The following is a 16,265-nucleotide window of genomic DNA, read 5'->3' as shown; positions in this document are numbered from 1 at the left end:
GACGGGACCGGTGCACCTCTTCCGGGTCAGAAACGTTCTGGGGCCTGTCCTGCCCGTCCTTGCCCCCGAATAATGTTAATTGATGAAAAAGTCCGTGCCCGTCCCGTTTCCCAGGACGAAATGTTGTACCCTTCCACGGATGTGTCTGTCTCAACGTTTCCCTCGCCGCCGATGAACGATTTTTCCATTCAAGCGCGGCACGCCGACATCCTGTACGGCCCCGACCAACCCGAACTGCTGCGCGACGAAATCCTCGCTGACCTGCTGGAGGCGACCGCCGCCCGCTTCCCGGACCAGCTGGCCCTGGTCGAAGCCGAGCGCCAGGTGAGCTACGCGGAACTGGACCGCCTCGCCAGCCTGGGCGCCGCGCGCCTGCTCGATGCCGGCATCGGGCCGAACGACATCGTCGGCCTGTGGATGCCGCGCGGGATCGACCTGCTGGTCATGCAGGCCGCGATCGCCAAGGCAGGCGCGGCATGGCTGCCGGTGGATGCCGACACGCCGGTCGAGCGCCTGCTGGTCTGTATGGACGACGCGCAGGCCAAGGGCGTGGTGACCAGCGCCGGGCTGGCGCCGCAACTGCAAGGCATCGCCCAGCCCATGTTCAAGGCGGAGGACATGCTCGATCCGCTGCCCGCAGGGGCCGCCCCGCGCCGGCGCGGCCACGTGCCGCCCGATGCGGCGGCCTACGTCATCTACACTTCCGGCTCGACCGGCAAGCCGAAGGGCATCCTGATCAGTCAGGGCAGCATCTGCCACTTCCTCCGCAGCGAAAACGAAGTGCTGGGCGTGCGCCGGCAGGACCGCGTCTACCAGGGCTTCTCAGTGGCCTTCGACATGTCCTTCGAGGAGATCTGGATCTCCTACCTGGTCGGCGCCACCTTGTGGATCGGCCCGCGCGAGGCGGCCGGCGACCCGGAAGCGCTGCCACGCCTGCTCGACGAGAACCGGGTCACGGTGCTGCATGCGGTGCCGACCCTGCTGGCCCTGTTCGCGCAGGACGTGCCCTCGCTGCGCCTGATTAACCTGGGCGGCGAGATGTGCCCGGAGAGCCTGGTCGAACGCTACTCCAAGCCCGGCCGCCAGATGTTCAACACTTACGGGCCGACTGAGGCGACGGTGTCGGCCAGCCTGGCGCGCCTGGTGCCGGGGCGGCCGGTGACGATCGGCCGGCCGCTGCCGAACTACGGCCTGCTGGTGATCGCGGCCGGCGGCGAAGCGGGCCAGCTCACGCTGCTGCCGCTGGGCGAAACTGGTGAGCTGTGCATCACCGGGCCGGGACTGGCCGCCGGCTACCTCGGCCGGCCCGACCTCACCGCCGAAAAATTCCTGCCCAATCCCTGGGCCAGCGGCGAGCACGACGCGCGCCTGTACCGCACCGGCGACCTCGCGCGCATCCTCGATGACGGCGAAGTGGTGTGCCTGGGCCGCACCGACGACCAGGTCAAGATCCGCGGCTTTCGCGTGGAGCTGGGCGAGATCGAGGCGGTGCTGGCGCAGCAGGCCGGCGTCGGCACCACCGCGGTGCTGCTGCGGCGCGACGACGGCATCGACCGGCTGGTGGCCTACCTGGTGCCGAAGGCCGGCGCAAGGGACGAGGAACTGGCCGCCGCGACGCTGCGCCACGCGCTGGCCGAACGCCTGCCGCCCTATATGGTGCCGAGCCGCTTCGAGCAGCTGGCCGAAATGCCGCGCCTGACTTCCGGGAAGATCGACCGCAAGGCGCTCAAGGCGATGCCGCTGTCGGCGCCCTCGCTGCTCGATGCCGCCGAATCGGATGTGCCGGAGACGCCGGCGGAAGAAGCGCTGTTCGCGGCGCTGGCCGAACTGTTCCCGGGCCAGCCGGTGCGGCGCGAGGCCGACTTCTTCAGCGACCTCGGTGGCCACTCCTTTTTCGCGGCGCGGCTGGCGTCGCGCCTGCGCACCGATCCGCGCTTTGCGCACATCACGGTGCGCGACATCTACCAGCAACGCAAGATCGGCCTGATCGCGGCCACGCTCAACGAAACGGCTGGCAGCGCCAGCGTGCAGGAAGAATGGACGCCGCCGCCGGCCAGCAGGCGCTGGCTGTGCGGCCTGGCCCAACTGGCCGCGGTGCCGGGCCTGGTGGTGCTGCGCATGGCCCAATGGCTGGCGCCCTTCTTCACCTATCACTTCCTGACCGGCGACCCGGGCGATTCGGTGCAGCGCGCGATCGCGGCCTCGATCGCCGTGTTCCTGCTGGCGACGCTGCTGGAATTCGCGGTCGCGATCGCGGGCAAGTGGCTGATCGCGGGACGCCTGAAACCGGGCTCGTATCCGCTGTGGGGCGTGACGTACTACCGCTGGTGGCTGGCGGACCGGCTGGTCGAGTCGGCGCCGAGCTACCTGCTGAATGGCTCCTCGCTCAACAACTGGTGGCTGCGCGCGCTGGGCGCCAAGGTCGGGCGCGACGTGGTGATCGGCTCGCTGACGCTGCGCGCGCCGGAGCTGCTGTCGATCGGCGACAACGTCAGCGTCGGCAATGCGGTCAACTTCGAGAACGCGCGGGTCGAACGCGGTCGCCTGATCCTGGGTCCGATCCGGCTCGACGACGAAGCCTGCGTGGCCTCGTACGCGATTTTGGAAGGCAACACGCGGGTCGGCCGCGGCGGCCACCTGGAAGGCCAGTCCGCGCTGCCGGACGGTGCGCAAGTGCCCGACGGGCGCGTGTGGGCCGGCTCGCCCGCGCGCGACACCGGCGCATGGGATCCGGCCAGCCTGCCGCCGCGGCCGCGGGTATCGACAGCGCGGCTGGTGAACGAAGCGCTGTTCTTCGGCGCCGGCATGCTGCTGGTGGCCACGCTGTTCTTCATGCCGGTGTTCCCCAGCTTCGTGCTGATCGACTGGTTTGACGACCAGGACAAGCTGCCCTGGCTGCCGGGGACGACGGTGTCGAACCAGCTGGCGCGCTACTTCCTGCTGGCCTTCCCGGCGAGCGCGGTGCTGATCGTATTGACGGCGCTGGTGTCGGCCGCGATCCGCTGGGGCGTGCTGCCGCGGCTGGAGCCGGGCCGCTCGCCGGTGCACAGCCAGACCTATTGCGCCAAGTGGCTGGTCAGCCATATCCAGGAATCGAGCCTGAATGTCCTGCATGGCATCTACGCGACCGTGTTCGCGCCGTTCTGGTATCGCCTGCTGGGCGCGAAGGTCGGGCGCGATGCCGAGATCTCGACCGCGCTGGGCGTGGTGCCGGACATGCTGACCTTGGGCGACGAGACCTTCATCGCGGACGCGGTGATGCTGGGCGACGAGCAGATCGACGGCGGCTGGATGACGATGCAGCCGACCGTGGTCTCGCACCGCAGCTTTGTCGGCAACGGCAGCTACATCCCGGACGGCACGGTGCTGCCGGAGCATGTGCTGGTGGGCGTGCACACGCATGCGCCGGACAATGGCGCGATGAAGAGCGGCGACACCTGGCTCGGATCGCCGCCGATCCACCTGCCGGCGCGCGAGCAGGTCAGCGGCTATCCGGAACACCTGACCTACAAGCCCTCGCCGCTGCGCCGGATCGGACGCGCGCTGGTCGAGGCCTGTCGTATCGTGACACCCCATGCGGTCGTGATCGCGGTAGGCTATACCGTGGTGCTGGACCTGATGCCGCTGGCCGGCGCCGGCCGCTGGGCGCAGGTGGTGGGCGACCTGGCGCTGGTCGGGGTGGCTTACGGGATCGGCAACTACCTGATGGTGGCGCTGCTCAAGTGGCTGCTGGTGGGCCGCTACCGCAAGCGCGCGGAGCCGATGTGGACGCCGTTCGTGTGGCTTTCGGAGGGCGTGACCAATCTGTATGAAGGGATCGCGGTGCCGAACTTCATGCGCTACCTGCGCGGCACGCCGTGGCTGCCGCTGGCGTTCCGCCTGCTCGGCTGCCGCATCGGACGCGGAGTCTATATGGATACGACCGACATCACCGAATTCGACTGCGTGAACATCGGCGACGACAGCGAACTGTCGGCGCTGTCGTGCCCGCAGACGCACTTGTTCGAGGACCGCGTGATGAAAATCGATCATGTCGAGATCGGCGCGAAGGTATACCTTGGTCCGCGCAGCGCGGTGCTGTACAGCGCTCGGGTCGGCGACAATGCCCGCCTCGGCCCGCTGACGCTGGTGATGAAAGGCGAGCATATTCCTGGAGCGACCAGCTGGGCCGGGCTGCCGGCCGCACTGGCGAAGGGCTGATGGATGCTGTGGACGTATGCTGGTGGCCGGGGCGGCTGGCCCCGCGCGACGATGGCCTGTACGTGATCGGGGTCGAGGGCAATGGCGAGCGCCAGCTGGCGCGGCGGCGCACGCGGCTGGCGCTGTGCGAGGCCATCGCGCAGCTGTACGGGCTGGACGTGGCCCAGATCATGGTCCACTTCTCGGCCGGGCGTGCGCCGGCAGTGTCGTTTTCGGGCATGCCGCAATTGGTCGCGCCGGGCATCTCGATCAGCCACGATGGCAAGCTGTCGGTGGCGGCGATCCACCGGCACGGCCTGGTCGGTGTCGACCTGATGCGGGTGCAGGAGGTGCCGGACTGGCGCGCCATCGCCCGCGATTACCTGCCGCCGCATGTGCGCGACCAGCTGGAAATGGCGGCGCCGGCTCAGCGCCCCATGCTGCTGGCGCGCGCCTGGACCGAGCAGGAGGCGCGCCTCAAATGCCATGGCCGCCAGCTGTCCGAATGGAGCGGGCTGGCGCTGCCGGCGCGCTGTCACACGCTGTCTTTGCCGGAGGGTTTTTTCGGCGTCGTCGCGGCCTATGCGCTGCGCGGACCGGAAGGCGGCGCAAGCTGATCGTCGGCCCGCAATCTTGCTCTGCAGGTAAGATTGCGGCATGGATAACATCAGCCATTCCCTGGCCGGGCTCGCGCTCGGCGAACTCGTCGAACGAAGCCTTCCCGCCGACACCGATCCGCTGCGGGCGCGCGTGCGGCATCGCTTGCTGCTGGTGTCGTGTTGGGCCGCGAGCAATTTCCCCGATCTGGACCTGCTCCTGACGCCGCTGGCGCCACGTCCGCTCGGCTACCTGTTGCAGCATCGCGGACACACGCATACCCTGGTCGGGCTCCTGCCCCAGGCCGTCCTGCTGCTGGCCGCCATCTGGCTGCTGTGGCCGGCCGCGCGGACGCTGTTGCGTTCGAGCCCGGTGACGCGCGGCGGCTTGCTGGCGGCCGTCGCCGGCGGCTTGCTCTTGCATATTGGCATGGACTACCTGAATGTCTACGGCGTCCACCCCTTCTATCCGTTCGACAACCGCTGGGTGTATGGCGACCTCGTGTTCATCGTCGAGCCCGCGTTCTGGGTTGCGTTCGGGGTGCCGCTGGCCATGCTTGCCGGGCGGCGCGCGCGCTGGCTGTGGCTGGGCTTGCTGGCGCTGGTGCTGGCCGGCTTCATGCTGCGCGACTACCTCGAGTGGTGGTCGCTGGCGGGGCTGGCGGCGGGAGGACTGCTGCTGGCCGTGGTCCAGGCGTGGGCGACCGGGCGCAGCCGGCGCGGACTGGCCGCAGGATGGGCGCTGCTCGGTGTGTTTCTCGGCGGCCAACTAGTCGCGGAGCGGGAGGCGCGCGCGCTCGTCATGCAGCAGGCCGGCGACGGCCGCTTGCTGGATGTGGCGCTGTCGGCATTTCCCGCCAATCCGGTCTGCTGGTCACTTGTCACGGTGGCACAAGATGATGACGGACAGCAAATGGTGCTGCGGCGAGGACTGCTGAGCCTGCTACCGGGCCTGGTGCCGGCCTATGCCTGCCCATCTCCCATCGGCGGCACGACCAGCCGCGCCGCCCCATCGGAAGGGATCGCGTGGCAATGGACACAGTCCGTGCCGCTGGCGCGCCTGCGTAGCCTGCACCAGCAGGACTGCGCGGTGGACGCCTGGCTGCGCTTTGCGCGCGCGCCCTCACTCCAGGGCGAGCGGGCGACCGACCTCCGCTTCGGGCCGCCGGGCGCGCCGAATTTTTCAACATTGCAACTATCTTCCGTGAAGCGCTGCAGCTTCAACGTGCCGCCTTGGGATTATCCGCGCGCTGATGTGCTCGGTGTGGCAGCGCACTGACACTTTTTGCGCGTTGCCCCTTCCCTTTTCGTTTTTTTGGGGTAGTATCCAAGACTCAATATTTCCTTTGGAGAAGTCATGACCGTCCGCTTCGCCGCTGCCGCGTGCCTGCTCATGCTGCCGCTGTGCTCCAGCGCGGTCGCGTCTCCCCTCGGCGTGCTGACGGCGCCGTTCGCGTCCAAAGTCCTGATCCAGCAGCGCGAGCAAGCCGCACGCGAGAAATCTGCGGAAAACAATACCACCCAGGCCCGCGCGGAAGCCTGCCAGGCCAGCCTGGAGCAAGGCGCGCGGCCCGAACGCGCCGACGACAAGCCGGCGCGCTGCGAGATCAGCGAAGGTAATGTCGTTGCCGACCGCAATGGCGGCAGCGAGAACGCCCTGCCCGACGCGGACAAGAAACGCTCGTCGGACTGAGCCGCCCGCGCCAGCCCCATGATCGGCCGCACGCCGCGCCGCCGTTTGCGCTGGCGCAGGCGTGCGCGACGCGTTCAGCGTTCAGCTGATTTGCAACTTGCTGGCGCTACCGCCAGCCTTCTTCGGTAAATTAAGTTCAAGCACGCCATCGACGTATTTGGCGCTGGCCTTGGATTCGTCGATGTCCTGGTCCAGGGTGAAGCTGCGGTGCTGCTCCCCGTAGAAAAGCTCGCTGCGTACGATGCGCTCGCCTTCCTTCTGTTCGGATTCGCGGCGCGACTCGGCCGCAATGGTGACGCGGTTGCCCTGCACCTCGACCTTGATATCTTCCTTCTTGACACCCGGGATTTCCGCGCGCACCGTATAAGCCTGTTCCGATTCGGCGATGTCCAGGCCGATCATCGGTTCGGCCGTCAGGTCGCGCAGGGAGCGCGGGGTCATCTCGTGAAACCAGTCGTCGAGGGCGCGCATGGGCGCCATGCGTGTGATGGTCCCGAACGGGTCGTAACGGGACAATTTATTGGCCATGTCGGTCTCCTTGTCGGTCAACGGACGCGTCCACCGGGACGCGTACCCGGTTTGGATAGTATGCCACGTGTCTTGTGCTACTGCTGCATTTGAGATGCATCAAAGACTTTACGTTTTCGCGCGCACACACTGGATGCGGCTTTACGAGGAGCAAGCTATGTACAAGAAAATTCTGGTACCCACTGACGGCTCGGAACTGTCCGACGAGGCCGCCGCCGCCGCGATCAATTTCGCCAAGCTCTGCCATGCCGACATCGTCGCGCTGTCCGTCGCCGAGCCCTACCCGCTGATGCCGGCGGCCGAAGGCGCCATGGTGGTCGACACCGGCTTCGAGGCCGACACGCTGCTGGGCATGGCGCGCGAGAACGCCGACAAAGTGGCGGCCGATGCCCGCGCCGCCGGGCTCAACTGCACCGCGCTGACGGTGTTCTCCGTGGTGCCGCACGAGGAAATCATTCGCACCGCCAATGAACAAGGATGCGACCTGATCTTCATGGCATCGCACGGCCGGCGCGGCCTGTCCAAGCTGCTGGCCGGCAGCGTCACGCAGAATGTGCTGGCCTACTCGTCGATTCCGGTGATGGTCTTGCGGCCGCGCCGGGACACTGGCAAGCTGAAGACGCCGGGCTGAGCACCGGCAAGGAGATTCACGGAACTCGCGTTGCGCACCGATGTCGTACAGGTGTTGCCAGATCGGAGTCAGATATGGGAACGCACGAACCATCACAGCAGTTGGGCTTTGCCTTTGCCGCCGTGCACGCCACCCGGCGTGAGCTGGCGCGCACCATTTCCTCGCTCGCGAATGCCGCCGACGAGCGCGTGCCGGGCTGCTACAACCAGCTCGTCGCCGCTGTCGAGCACGCCTTCCGCGCGGAGGAACTGGTCACAGAAGCGATCGACCAGGATCGCCTGCGCGAGCAGCAGGAAGGCCATGCGCGGGCCCTGTCCGCCTTGCACCAGGCCGCCAACCGCATCGATGATGGCGACGCCGCGCTTGCGCGCGAGGCGCTGGGCCTGCTCGGACGCTTCCTGATCGCCCAGCGCGACCGCGTGCCGCCCCTCAAAACAGGGCCGCCGGGCCGCTGTCCGCCGTCTCGGCGGGCGCCGGATAGGTGATATGGCGGCCCTCGACGTGGGCAAAGGGCGTCAAGGTGTGCGGCTTGCGCTTGCCCTGCCCCATGATGTGCTCGACAGGGATGCCGCGCACCACCAGCGCGTCCGCGACCATTGAGCGGTGGCAACGCCACGGCACGGACTCGGCGCACATCAGCACGCACTGCACCGTGCCCGCCAGCCGCGCGAGCTCGTCCACATTGGCCGCGAACTCCGGCGTTTGCATATAGTCCGCGTAGCCGCGAAAGGACGTGTTGCGCCAGCCGGCGTTGGCGGAGTCATGCTTCGGGTGGCGCAGGCCGCCCAGGCCGGCCATGTGGCGGTACGCGATGCCGTAGACGGCCAGCGCATCGGGCAAGGTGTCGCGGTTGAACTGCGGGTTGTGGCGCGAGCGCGGCACGGTGCGGATATCCAGCAGCAGGCCGACCTGGTTTTCCTTCAGCAAGCCGATGAATTCCTCGATCGGGCGGTTGGAATGGCCGATTGTAAAGACGATCCGGTCGTCCACGCGTGACCTCTGCGGTAATGGTGATCAAGCTCCATTGTCGCGCGGCTTGGCGCCTTCTGGCGCACGCTGCCCAAAAGAACTTATCGATTGACTAATCCCGCGATTGGGCCGACCATCGCTGGGCAAGAATGACAAGAAAGGGGCGGCAGATGCGGATGCGGGCGGCCTGGCTGGCGATCCTGCTGGTGGCGGGATGCGCGAAGGAGCCGGCCAACACTTACCAGGGCTACGTCGAAGGCGAGTTCGTCTACATGGCCTCGTCCCAGCCGGGCCAGCTGGTCAAGTTGGCGGTGGCGCGCGGGCAGACGGTGTCGGCCAACGCGCTGCTGTTCGAACTCGAATCGGCCAACGAGGCCGATGCCGTGCGCCAGGCCCAGCAGCAGCTGCAGGCCGCGCAGGCCCAGCGCGCAGACCTGGCCACCGGCCGCCGTCCCCAGGAAGTGAACGTGACCCAGGCCCAGCTCCAGCAGGCGCGCGCCGAGGCCGAACGCCTCGGGCTCCAGCGCCAGCGCGACGAAGCCCAGTACCGCGCCGGCGGGATCGCGCGCGCGCAGCTCGACGACACCCGCACCGCCGCCAGCGCGGCGCAGGCGCGGGTGCGCGAGCTGGAGGCGCAGGTGCAGGTGGCCCGCCTGCCCGGCCGCGAACAGCAGATGCGCGCGCAGCAGGCCCAGGTCGACGCGGCCAGGGCGGCGCTGGGACAGGCGCAGTGGAAGCTCGCGCAGAAGCAGGTGCATGCGCTGGACGCGGGCCTGGTCTACGACACCCTGTACCGCAGCGGCGAGTGGGTGCCGGCCGGCAGCCCGGTGGTGCGCATGCTCCCTCCCGCGAACGTCAAGGTGCGTTTCTTCGTGCCCGAAACAGCGGTGGGCGCGCTGGCGCCCGGACGCAAGCTGCAGGTGCGATGCGACGGCTGCGCGGCCGCGGTGCCGGCCACGATCAGCTTCGTCTCGAACCAGTCCGAATACACGCCGCCCGTCATCTACAGTAACGCGACCCGATCCAAGCTGGTGTTCATGGTGGAGGCACGGCCTGCTCCCGAAGACGCGCCGAAACTGCGTCCCGGCCAGCCGGTGGAGGCGGTGCTGCAATGAGCGACCGGGAGGCGGCCGCGCTGGCGATCGACGTGCGAGGCCTGAACAAGCACTTCGGCGACAAGCACGTGGTGCGCGACGTCGCGCTGCAGGTCAAGCGCGGCGAGATCTTCGGCTTCCTCGGCCCCAACGGCAGCGGCAAGACCACCACCATCCGCATGTTGTGCGGCCTGCTCACGCCCGATTCCGGCAGCGGCACCTGTCTCGGCTTCGATATCCTGCGCGAGAGCGAGCAGATCAAGCGCGAAGTCGGCTACATGACGCAGCGCTTTTCGTACTGGGACGACCTGTCGATCCGCGAAAACCTCGATTTCGTCGCGCGTCTCTACCAGGTGCGCGAGCGCGAACAGGTGGTCACGAAATCGCTGGAAGACCTGGGCCTGGCACAGCGCGCCGACCAGCTGGCCGGTACCCTGTCCGGCGGCTGGAAGCAGCGCCTCGCCCTGGCCGCCTGCCTGCTGCACGAACCGCAATTGCTGCTGCTGGACGAGCCGACCGCCGGCGTCGATCCCGGCGCGCGGCGCGACTTCTGGGAAGAGCTGCACCGGCTGGCGGCGCGCGGCATCTCGGTGCTGGTCAGCACCCACTACATGGACGAGGCGGAGCGCTGCCACCGGCTGGCCTACATCGCCTCCGGATCGCTGCTGGCGCAGGGCACGGCGGACGAGATCACCAATTCGCTCAAGCTGGCCACCTTCTGCCTCACCGGCCCCGGCCTGGCTGGCTTGGCCGACAAGCTGCTAGGCCAGCCGGGCGTCGAGCAGACCGTCGCCTTCGGCAGCGCCGTGCACGTCAGCGGCACCGATGCCGATGCGCTCAAGGCCACCCTGGAGCGCGTGGCGGCGGAGCGCGGGCTGAAGGTCGAGCCGATCCGCACCTCGCTGGAACACGCCTTCATCTACCTGATGAAGCGCGCGCCAAAGGAGAACGGGCATGCGTAACGGCTTCTCCGTCACGCGCTGGTGGGCCATCGTGCTGAAGGAATTCCTGCAGCTGCGGCGCGACCGCATTACCTTCGCCATGATCATCGGCATCCCGATCATCCAGATGGCGCTGTTCGGCTTCGCGATCAATACCGACCCCAGGCACCTGCCCACCGCCGTGATCGCGGCCGACCAGAGCGAGTTCACGCGCAGTTTCGTGGCCGCGATGCGCAATTCCGGCTACTTCGAGATCGTGGCGACCCTGCCGTCCCAGGAGGAAGGCCGGCGTGCGCTCACGCGCGGCGACGTGCTGTTCGTGCTCGACATTCCCGCCGATTTCACGCGCGAACTGGTAAAGGGCCAGCGGCCATCGCTGCGGATCGATGCCGACGCCACCGATTCGATCGCCGTCGGCGCGGCGCTGTCGGCCCTGCCCGGGCTGGTGCAGGGCGTGCTGCAGAAGGATATGCGCGGCCCGCTGGGCGGCATGGCGGCGCCCCCGGCGCCGGCCTTCGACGTCCAGGTCCACAAGCAGTACAACCCGGAGTCGGTCACCCAGTACAACGTGGTGCCCGGCCTGATGGGCGTGATCCTGACCATGACGATGGTGATGATGACGGGCCTCGCGATCACGCGCGAGCGCGAACGCGGCACCATGGAGAACCTGCTGGCGACGCCGGTGCTGCCGCTGGAAGTCACCAGCGGGAAGATCGTGCCCTATGTCGCCATTGGCCTGCTGCAGGCCACCATCATCGTGCTGGCCGCGCACTTCGTGTTCGGCGTGCCGTTTGTGGGCAGCGTGCTCGCGCTATACCTGTCGGCGCTGCTGTTCATCGCGGCCAGCCTGGCGGTGGGGATCATGCTGTCCTCGCTGGCGCAGAACCAGCTGCAGGGCGTGCAGCTCACCTTCTTCTACTTTTTGCCGAACATCCTGCTGTCCGGCTTCATGTTCCCGTTTGCCGGCATGCCGCGCTGGGCGCGCTGGATCGGCGAGACGCTGCCGCTCACCCATTTCAACCGGCTGGTACGCGCCATCCTGCTCAAAGGCGCCGGCTGGGCCGACCTGTGGCCCAGCATCTGGCCGATGCTGCTGTTCATGGCGGTGGTGATGCTGGTGGCGGTGCGGGTCTACCGGCGCACGCTGGATTGAGGATGAAAACGATGAGGCGAATAGTGCTGGTGGCCGGGATGCTTGCGCTGGGCGGCTGCGGCCTCACCTTCACCGGGCCAAAGATCGTGGCGCATGTCGAAGACAGAAGCTACACGCCGGCGCCGCAGCCATCGCGCACCGTCGAGGCAGGCGGTCCTGGTGGTGCGGCGCAGGTCGTTACCGCGGCCGATCCGGTGGGCGGAGCGTGGTGGCAGTCTTTCCGTTCGCCCGCGCTCGACGCCCTGGTCGAGCAGGCACTGCGTTCCAGCCCGACGCTGAAGCAGGCCAATGCGCGCTTGGCCCAGGCCCGCGAGAACTACAACGCGCTGGCCGGCGCCACCGAATGGCCAAGAGCCGACCTGGCGCTGGACGCAAGCCGCCAGAAGATCAGCTCTGCCGCGATCGCGGGCGGCTCCTTCCTCGGAAGCCGCACCATCCCGCCGTTCTCACTCTACGACGCACGGGTCAACGTGTCGTATTCGCTCGACCTGTTCGGCGCCAACCGTGCGGCGCGGCAGGCGTTGGCCGAGCAGGCCGAGTACCAGCGCTTCGAGCTGGAAGCAGCCCGGCTCACGCTGGCCGGCAATGTGGTCACCACCGTCATCCGCCACGCAGCGCTGGCCGCGCAGATCGACCTGTCAGAGCGCATGGTGGCGATCCGCGAACGGCAGCTGCGGATTGCGCAGGGCCGGCTGGCGGCGGGCGGCATCGCGGAATCGGACCTGCTCGCGCAGCGCATCCTTCTGCAGCAATCGCGTAGCAGCATCCCCGCGCTGCGCACCCAGCTGGCGCAGGCCAGCCACCTGCTGGCGGTGCTGCTCGACCGCACGCCGGCAAATGCGCCCGACACGCCGGCACTGGACGCCATCGCCCTGCCATCCGAACTCCCGGTGAGCATTCCAGCCAGGCTGGCAGGCCGGCGCCCGGACATCCGCGCAGCGGCGGCGCTGATGTACCAGGCCGACGCCAATCTCGGCGTCGCGACGGCCAACCTGTTCCCGCAGATTACCCTCACCGGCAGCGCCGGCGCCGAGGGGACGAAGGTCAGCGAAATGGCGTCGGTATGGGCACTCGGCGCGGGGCTCACACAGCCGCTGTTCCACGGCGGCGAGCTGCAGGCGAAGCGGCGCGCAGCCGAAGCGGCGCACAGCGCCACGTTCTGGGCCTACCGCCAGACCGTGCTGGAGGGCCTGCAGCAGGTCGCCGATGCGCTGCGCGCGCTGGAACTGGACGCCGAGGAGCTGGCGGCGCGCGAGCAGGCCAGACGCGATGCGGCGTCGGCATCCGGCATCGCGCGCAAGCGTTTCGAGGCCGGCGGGATCAGCGAGCTGGCTGCGCTCGAGGCGGAGCGGCAGGAATTGCAAGCCTCGCTCGACCGCACCCGCGCGCAGGCCCAGCGCCTGCTGGACAGCGCGGCGCTGTTCCAGGCACTAGGCGCACCGGTGAGCGGAGCGCGCTAGCGGCCCGCGGCGTGCTCGGGTAAGCTTGGCGGGTTCAAGCAGACAGAATCCACGCCATTGAAAAAGCACCGCATCATCGCCATCGCCGCAATCGCGGCAGCCCTCCTCTCCGGCATCGGCGTCTACCTCGCACGCAATCCGGAACTGCGCCCGCACGGGCTGCCGCAAGCGGTCCTGCGGCCCTTTGGCCAGCACACCAAGCCTGACTGGCGGGCCTGGGTGTCCACCGTCGCCGGCGACGGCCTGGCCGGCACGGCCGATGGCGCGGCGGCCACGAGCCGCTTCAGCGATCCCTACGGTGTCGCCATCGCGCGCGATGGCACGGTGTACGTGGCCGATGGCGGCGACAGCAACCGCATCCGCCGCATCGCACCGGACGGCACCGTGTCCACGCTCGCGGGCGGACGCGAAGGCTACGCCGACGGCCCGGCAGTCAGCGCAGCCTTCGACACGCCATCGGGCCTGGCGCTGGACGGCAACGGCAACCTGTACGTCGCCGATACCGGCAACCACGTCGTCCGGCGCATCGCGCATGATGGCACCGTGAGCACGATTGCGGGCAACGGCAGGCCCGGCTTCGCGGATGGCAAAGGGGCCGCCGCTCAATTCAATGGTCCGGTCGGGGTGGCGGTGGACCGCGCGGGCATCGTCTACGTGGCCGATACCTACAACGACCGCATCCGCCGCATCGCACCGGACGGCACGGTCAGCACGGTCGCTGGCGCCGGCGCGCCGGACAACGCCGATGGTCCCGCCGCCAGCGCCGGCTTCGACACCCCCACCGCGCTCGCGGTCGCCGCCGACGGCACGATCTACGTGGCCGACACCGGCAACAACGCAATCCGCAAGATCGGCAAGGATGGCCTGGTGAGCACTTTCGCCACCGCGCCCGAAGACGAGCGGCGCCCGATCCTGCATGAACCGGTGGGACTGGCGCTGGCCCGTGACGGCTACCTGTACGTGGCTTGCGCCACCGGCGGCCGCATCCTGCAGTTCGCCCCGGACGGCAGCTATCACGCCCTGCTGGATGCCGATCCGGCAGCCGCGGATGCCGACGTGCGCCTGTACGGGCCGCGCGGCCTGGCCCTGGAGCGCGACGGCAGCCTGATCGCGGCCGACGCGCAAGCCATGCGCGTACTGCGGCTGGCGGACCAGCGGGCCGGCGGCGCCCAGCCAAAAGCGCCGCAACCGCAAGCGCTGCGCAAGGACCCGATGCCGTGGCCGGTCAGCCCGCAGTTCGGCGAGCACGAAGTGGTGGGCCTGATGGGCGAGGTGCGCGGCAGTTATGACGGCGAGAGCCGCGACCACTTCCACGGCGGCCTGGACATCCGCGCCGACGTCGGCCAGCCGGTGCTGGCGGTGGCGCCGGCCAAGGTTACCGACCCTTTCCCCAATTGGGGTTTCGGCCAGCTGGGCGAAGGCATCAGCGTCGGCGCGCTGTCATACATCCACATGCGCGTGGGCCGCGACCGCAAGGGCCACGCGGTCGACCCGCGCTTCGAGCTGCTGCTGGGCGAGAAGGGCAAGCCGGACCGCGTGCGGGTGCGGCGCGGCACCCGCTTCGCCATCGGCGACGAACTGGGCACCGTCAACGCGATGTCCCACGTCCACCTCGAATACTTCCCCGGCGGGCCGAAAGCCAATCCGCTGGCCCTGCCCTTCACCGGCGTCGCCGACCACATTCCGCCGCATATCGACAAGGTGGCGCTGTACGACGACGCCGGCAAACCGCTGCGGCCTGCAAAACGCGGCAAGCCGCTGCTGGCGGCACGCACGCTCGGCACGGTGCACATCGTGGCCGACGCCTGGGACCAGATGGACGGCAACCTCGCGCGCCGCCGCCTCGGCCTGTACAAGGTGGGCTACCAGGTGCTGCGCGCGGACGGCAGCCCCCTGCCCGGCTTCGAACAGCCCCTGATCACCCAGGTCTACAACCGCCTGCCGCGCGACCGCGAGGCCGTCAAGGTCGTGTATGCGCCCGCCAGCGGCATCACGGTCTACGGCAGCAAGAGCACGCGCTTCGTGTACGGCGTGACCAACACCCTGCACGACGGCCAGGCGGCTGCGGGCGGCTGGCGCATCGATGCAATGGCGCCGGGCGATTACGTGCTGCGGATTTATGCCGCGGATTACGCGGGCAATGTCGCGACAGCTGGCCGTGACCTGAAGCTGACGATCGAATAATTCAAACCGTGATCACGAGGTCTTCGCGGAAGGCCTCGCGCTCGCCCTTGCGCGCGTAGCCGAGCGGGTTGGCGACCACGCGGCACGACCACGGGCGGCCGTCCTCGACGCCTTCCGCCACATAATCGTTCATGCAGTGCAGGTGCCCGTGCATCCACACGTCGGCGAGCGGGAACAGCTCGTCCAGCGCATTGCAGAAGCCCGCGGTGCCGGGTGTGAGGCCGTAGCGCGGGTCGGCGCTGCGCAGGCTTGGCGCGAAATGGGTGACGGCGACGGTGGCGCCGTCGAAGGGAGTGGCGAGCGCATCGCGCAGCCAGGCCTGGCTTTCCAGCGCCATCTCGCGGATCTCTTCGGCCAATACCGGCACGCCGGCCTTCAGGGTCGTGTTGCGGCTGAGGTAGAAGTTCGCGGCGCGGAAGGCCTTGGTACGCGCCCGCAGCTGCGCTTCCAGGCTGCGCTCGTTATTGGCCAGCGCGTCGAAATCGCTCCATAGCGTACTGCCGACGAAGCGCACGCCATCGATGACGAGCACCTCGCGCTCCAGCCAGATGATGTCGAGCTGTTCGCAAATACCGCGCAGGCGGGCATAGGCCTCGTCGTACTCGAAGGAGTCGAATTCGTGGTTGCCCGGGATGTAGAGAACCTTGCAGGCAGTCCCCAGCCGCCCCGGCGCGAAGCGTCCGAGGCCAAAGTCATCGCCTTGCAGGCGCGAGCCGGGCTGGTAGGAGCCGATATCGCCCGCCAGCACCACGACGTCGGTGCCGTCGGCGACGATGGGCGTGAAATCGGGATCGGTTTCGAGATGCAGGTCCGAGAAAAGCTGAATGCGCATGGCTT

Annotated in this window: 14 protein-coding genes; 11 read left to right on the top strand and 3 right to left on the bottom strand. The window is 68.5% G+C overall.

The features are described from left to right. Positions 1–171 precede the first annotated feature (171 nt). From NX778_RS02355 to NX778_RS02340, 4 genes are all read left to right on the top strand, one after another. Positions 172–4,200 carry a Pls/PosA family non-ribosomal peptide synthetase gene (locus tag NX778_RS02355; RefSeq protein ID WP_258810069.1) on the top strand — a complete coding sequence of 1,343 codons (4,029 nt, stop codon included), beginning with the start codon at positions 172–174 and terminating at the stop codon, positions 4,198–4,200. Further along, positions 4,200–4,796, top strand: a complete 597-nt coding sequence (locus tag NX778_RS02350; protein ID WP_258810068.1) for a 4'-phosphopantetheinyl transferase family protein — start codon at positions 4,200–4,202, stop codon at positions 4,794–4,796. The genes NX778_RS02355 and NX778_RS02350 overlap by 1 nt, the downstream gene beginning before the upstream one ends. Before the next feature lie 40 nt (positions 4,797–4,836). Further along, a complete protein-coding gene (locus NX778_RS02345) occupies positions 4,837–6,054 on the top strand; it encodes a metal-dependent hydrolase (RefSeq protein WP_258810067.1) in 1,218 nt (405 codons plus the stop codon). 78 nt (positions 6,055–6,132) lie between these two features. Beyond that, entirely contained in the window at positions 6,133–6,468 is a 336-nt protein-coding gene (locus NX778_RS02340; RefSeq protein WP_258810066.1) for a hypothetical protein, read from the top strand. 81 nt (positions 6,469–6,549) lie between these two features. Here NX778_RS02340 and NX778_RS02335 read toward each other — a convergent pair whose 3' ends face one another. Next, a complete protein-coding gene (locus NX778_RS02335; protein WP_258810065.1) occupies positions 6,550–6,996 on the bottom strand; it encodes an Hsp20/alpha crystallin family protein in 447 nt (148 codons plus the stop codon). 157 nt (positions 6,997–7,153) lie between these two features. Between NX778_RS02335 and NX778_RS02330 the strand changes: the two genes are divergently transcribed. Continuing rightward, on the top strand, positions 7,154–7,627 hold the full coding sequence (locus tag NX778_RS02330) for a universal stress protein (RefSeq protein WP_258810064.1): 474 nt from the start codon (positions 7,154–7,156) through the stop codon (positions 7,625–7,627). A gap of 74 nt (positions 7,628–7,701) precedes the next feature. Beyond that, positions 7,702–8,112: a hemerythrin domain-containing protein gene (locus tag NX778_RS02325; protein ID WP_258810063.1), complete on the top strand. Its 411-nt coding sequence runs from the start codon at positions 7,702–7,704 to the stop codon at positions 8,110–8,112. Here the strand turns inward: NX778_RS02325 and NX778_RS02320 are convergent. Next, complete coding sequence (locus NX778_RS02320; protein WP_258810062.1) at positions 8,057–8,617, bottom strand: DUF488 domain-containing protein; 561 nt, start codon at positions 8,615–8,617, stop codon at positions 8,057–8,059. The two genes, NX778_RS02325 and NX778_RS02320, sit on opposite strands and share 56 nt — an antisense overlap. A gap of 149 nt (positions 8,618–8,766) precedes the next feature. Between NX778_RS02320 and NX778_RS02315 the strand changes: the two genes are divergently transcribed. From NX778_RS02315 to NX778_RS02295, 5 genes are read left to right on the top strand one after another with little or no spacing between them, the layout of a single operon-like run. After that, complete coding sequence (locus tag NX778_RS02315; RefSeq protein ID WP_370661300.1) at positions 8,767–9,711, top strand: HlyD family secretion protein; 945 nt, start codon at positions 8,767–8,769, stop codon at positions 9,709–9,711. Next, the gene (locus NX778_RS02310; protein WP_258810061.1) at positions 9,708–10,652 is read left to right on the top strand and encodes an ABC transporter ATP-binding protein; all 945 of its coding nucleotides are present in this window, start codon (positions 9,708–9,710) and stop codon (positions 10,650–10,652) included. Before NX778_RS02315 ends, NX778_RS02310 begins: the two co-directional genes overlap by 4 nt. After that, positions 10,645–11,784: an ABC transporter permease gene (locus tag NX778_RS02305; protein ID WP_258810060.1), complete on the top strand. Its 1,140-nt coding sequence runs from the start codon at positions 10,645–10,647 to the stop codon at positions 11,782–11,784. Before NX778_RS02310 ends, NX778_RS02305 begins: the two co-directional genes overlap by 8 nt. Before the next feature lie 11 nt (positions 11,785–11,795). After that, positions 11,796–13,244 carry an efflux transporter outer membrane subunit gene (locus tag NX778_RS02300; RefSeq protein ID WP_258810059.1) on the top strand — a complete coding sequence of 483 codons (1,449 nt, stop codon included), beginning with the start codon at positions 11,796–11,798 and terminating at the stop codon, positions 13,242–13,244. A gap of 57 nt (positions 13,245–13,301) precedes the next feature. Beyond that, positions 13,302–15,428: a gluconolaconase gene (locus NX778_RS02295; RefSeq protein WP_258810058.1), complete on the top strand. Its 2,127-nt coding sequence runs from the start codon at positions 13,302–13,304 to the stop codon at positions 15,426–15,428. A 1-nt stretch (position 15,429) separates the two neighbouring features. On the opposite strand, the gene NX778_RS02290 is transcribed toward NX778_RS02295, so the two are convergent. Continuing rightward, on the bottom strand, positions 15,430–16,260 hold the full coding sequence (locus NX778_RS02290; protein ID WP_258810057.1) for a metallophosphoesterase: 831 nt from the start codon (positions 16,258–16,260) through the stop codon (positions 15,430–15,432). Positions 16,261–16,265: the final 5 nt, after the last annotated feature.

Origin of the sequence: Massilia terrae, assembly GCF_024753145.1 — a bacterium.
Classification (GTDB): Bacteria; Pseudomonadota; Gammaproteobacteria; order Burkholderiales; family Burkholderiaceae_D; genus Telluria; species Telluria terrae.
The sequence above is the reverse complement of the archived record's forward strand: the minus strand, read 5'-3'. Positions and strand labels throughout refer to the sequence as shown.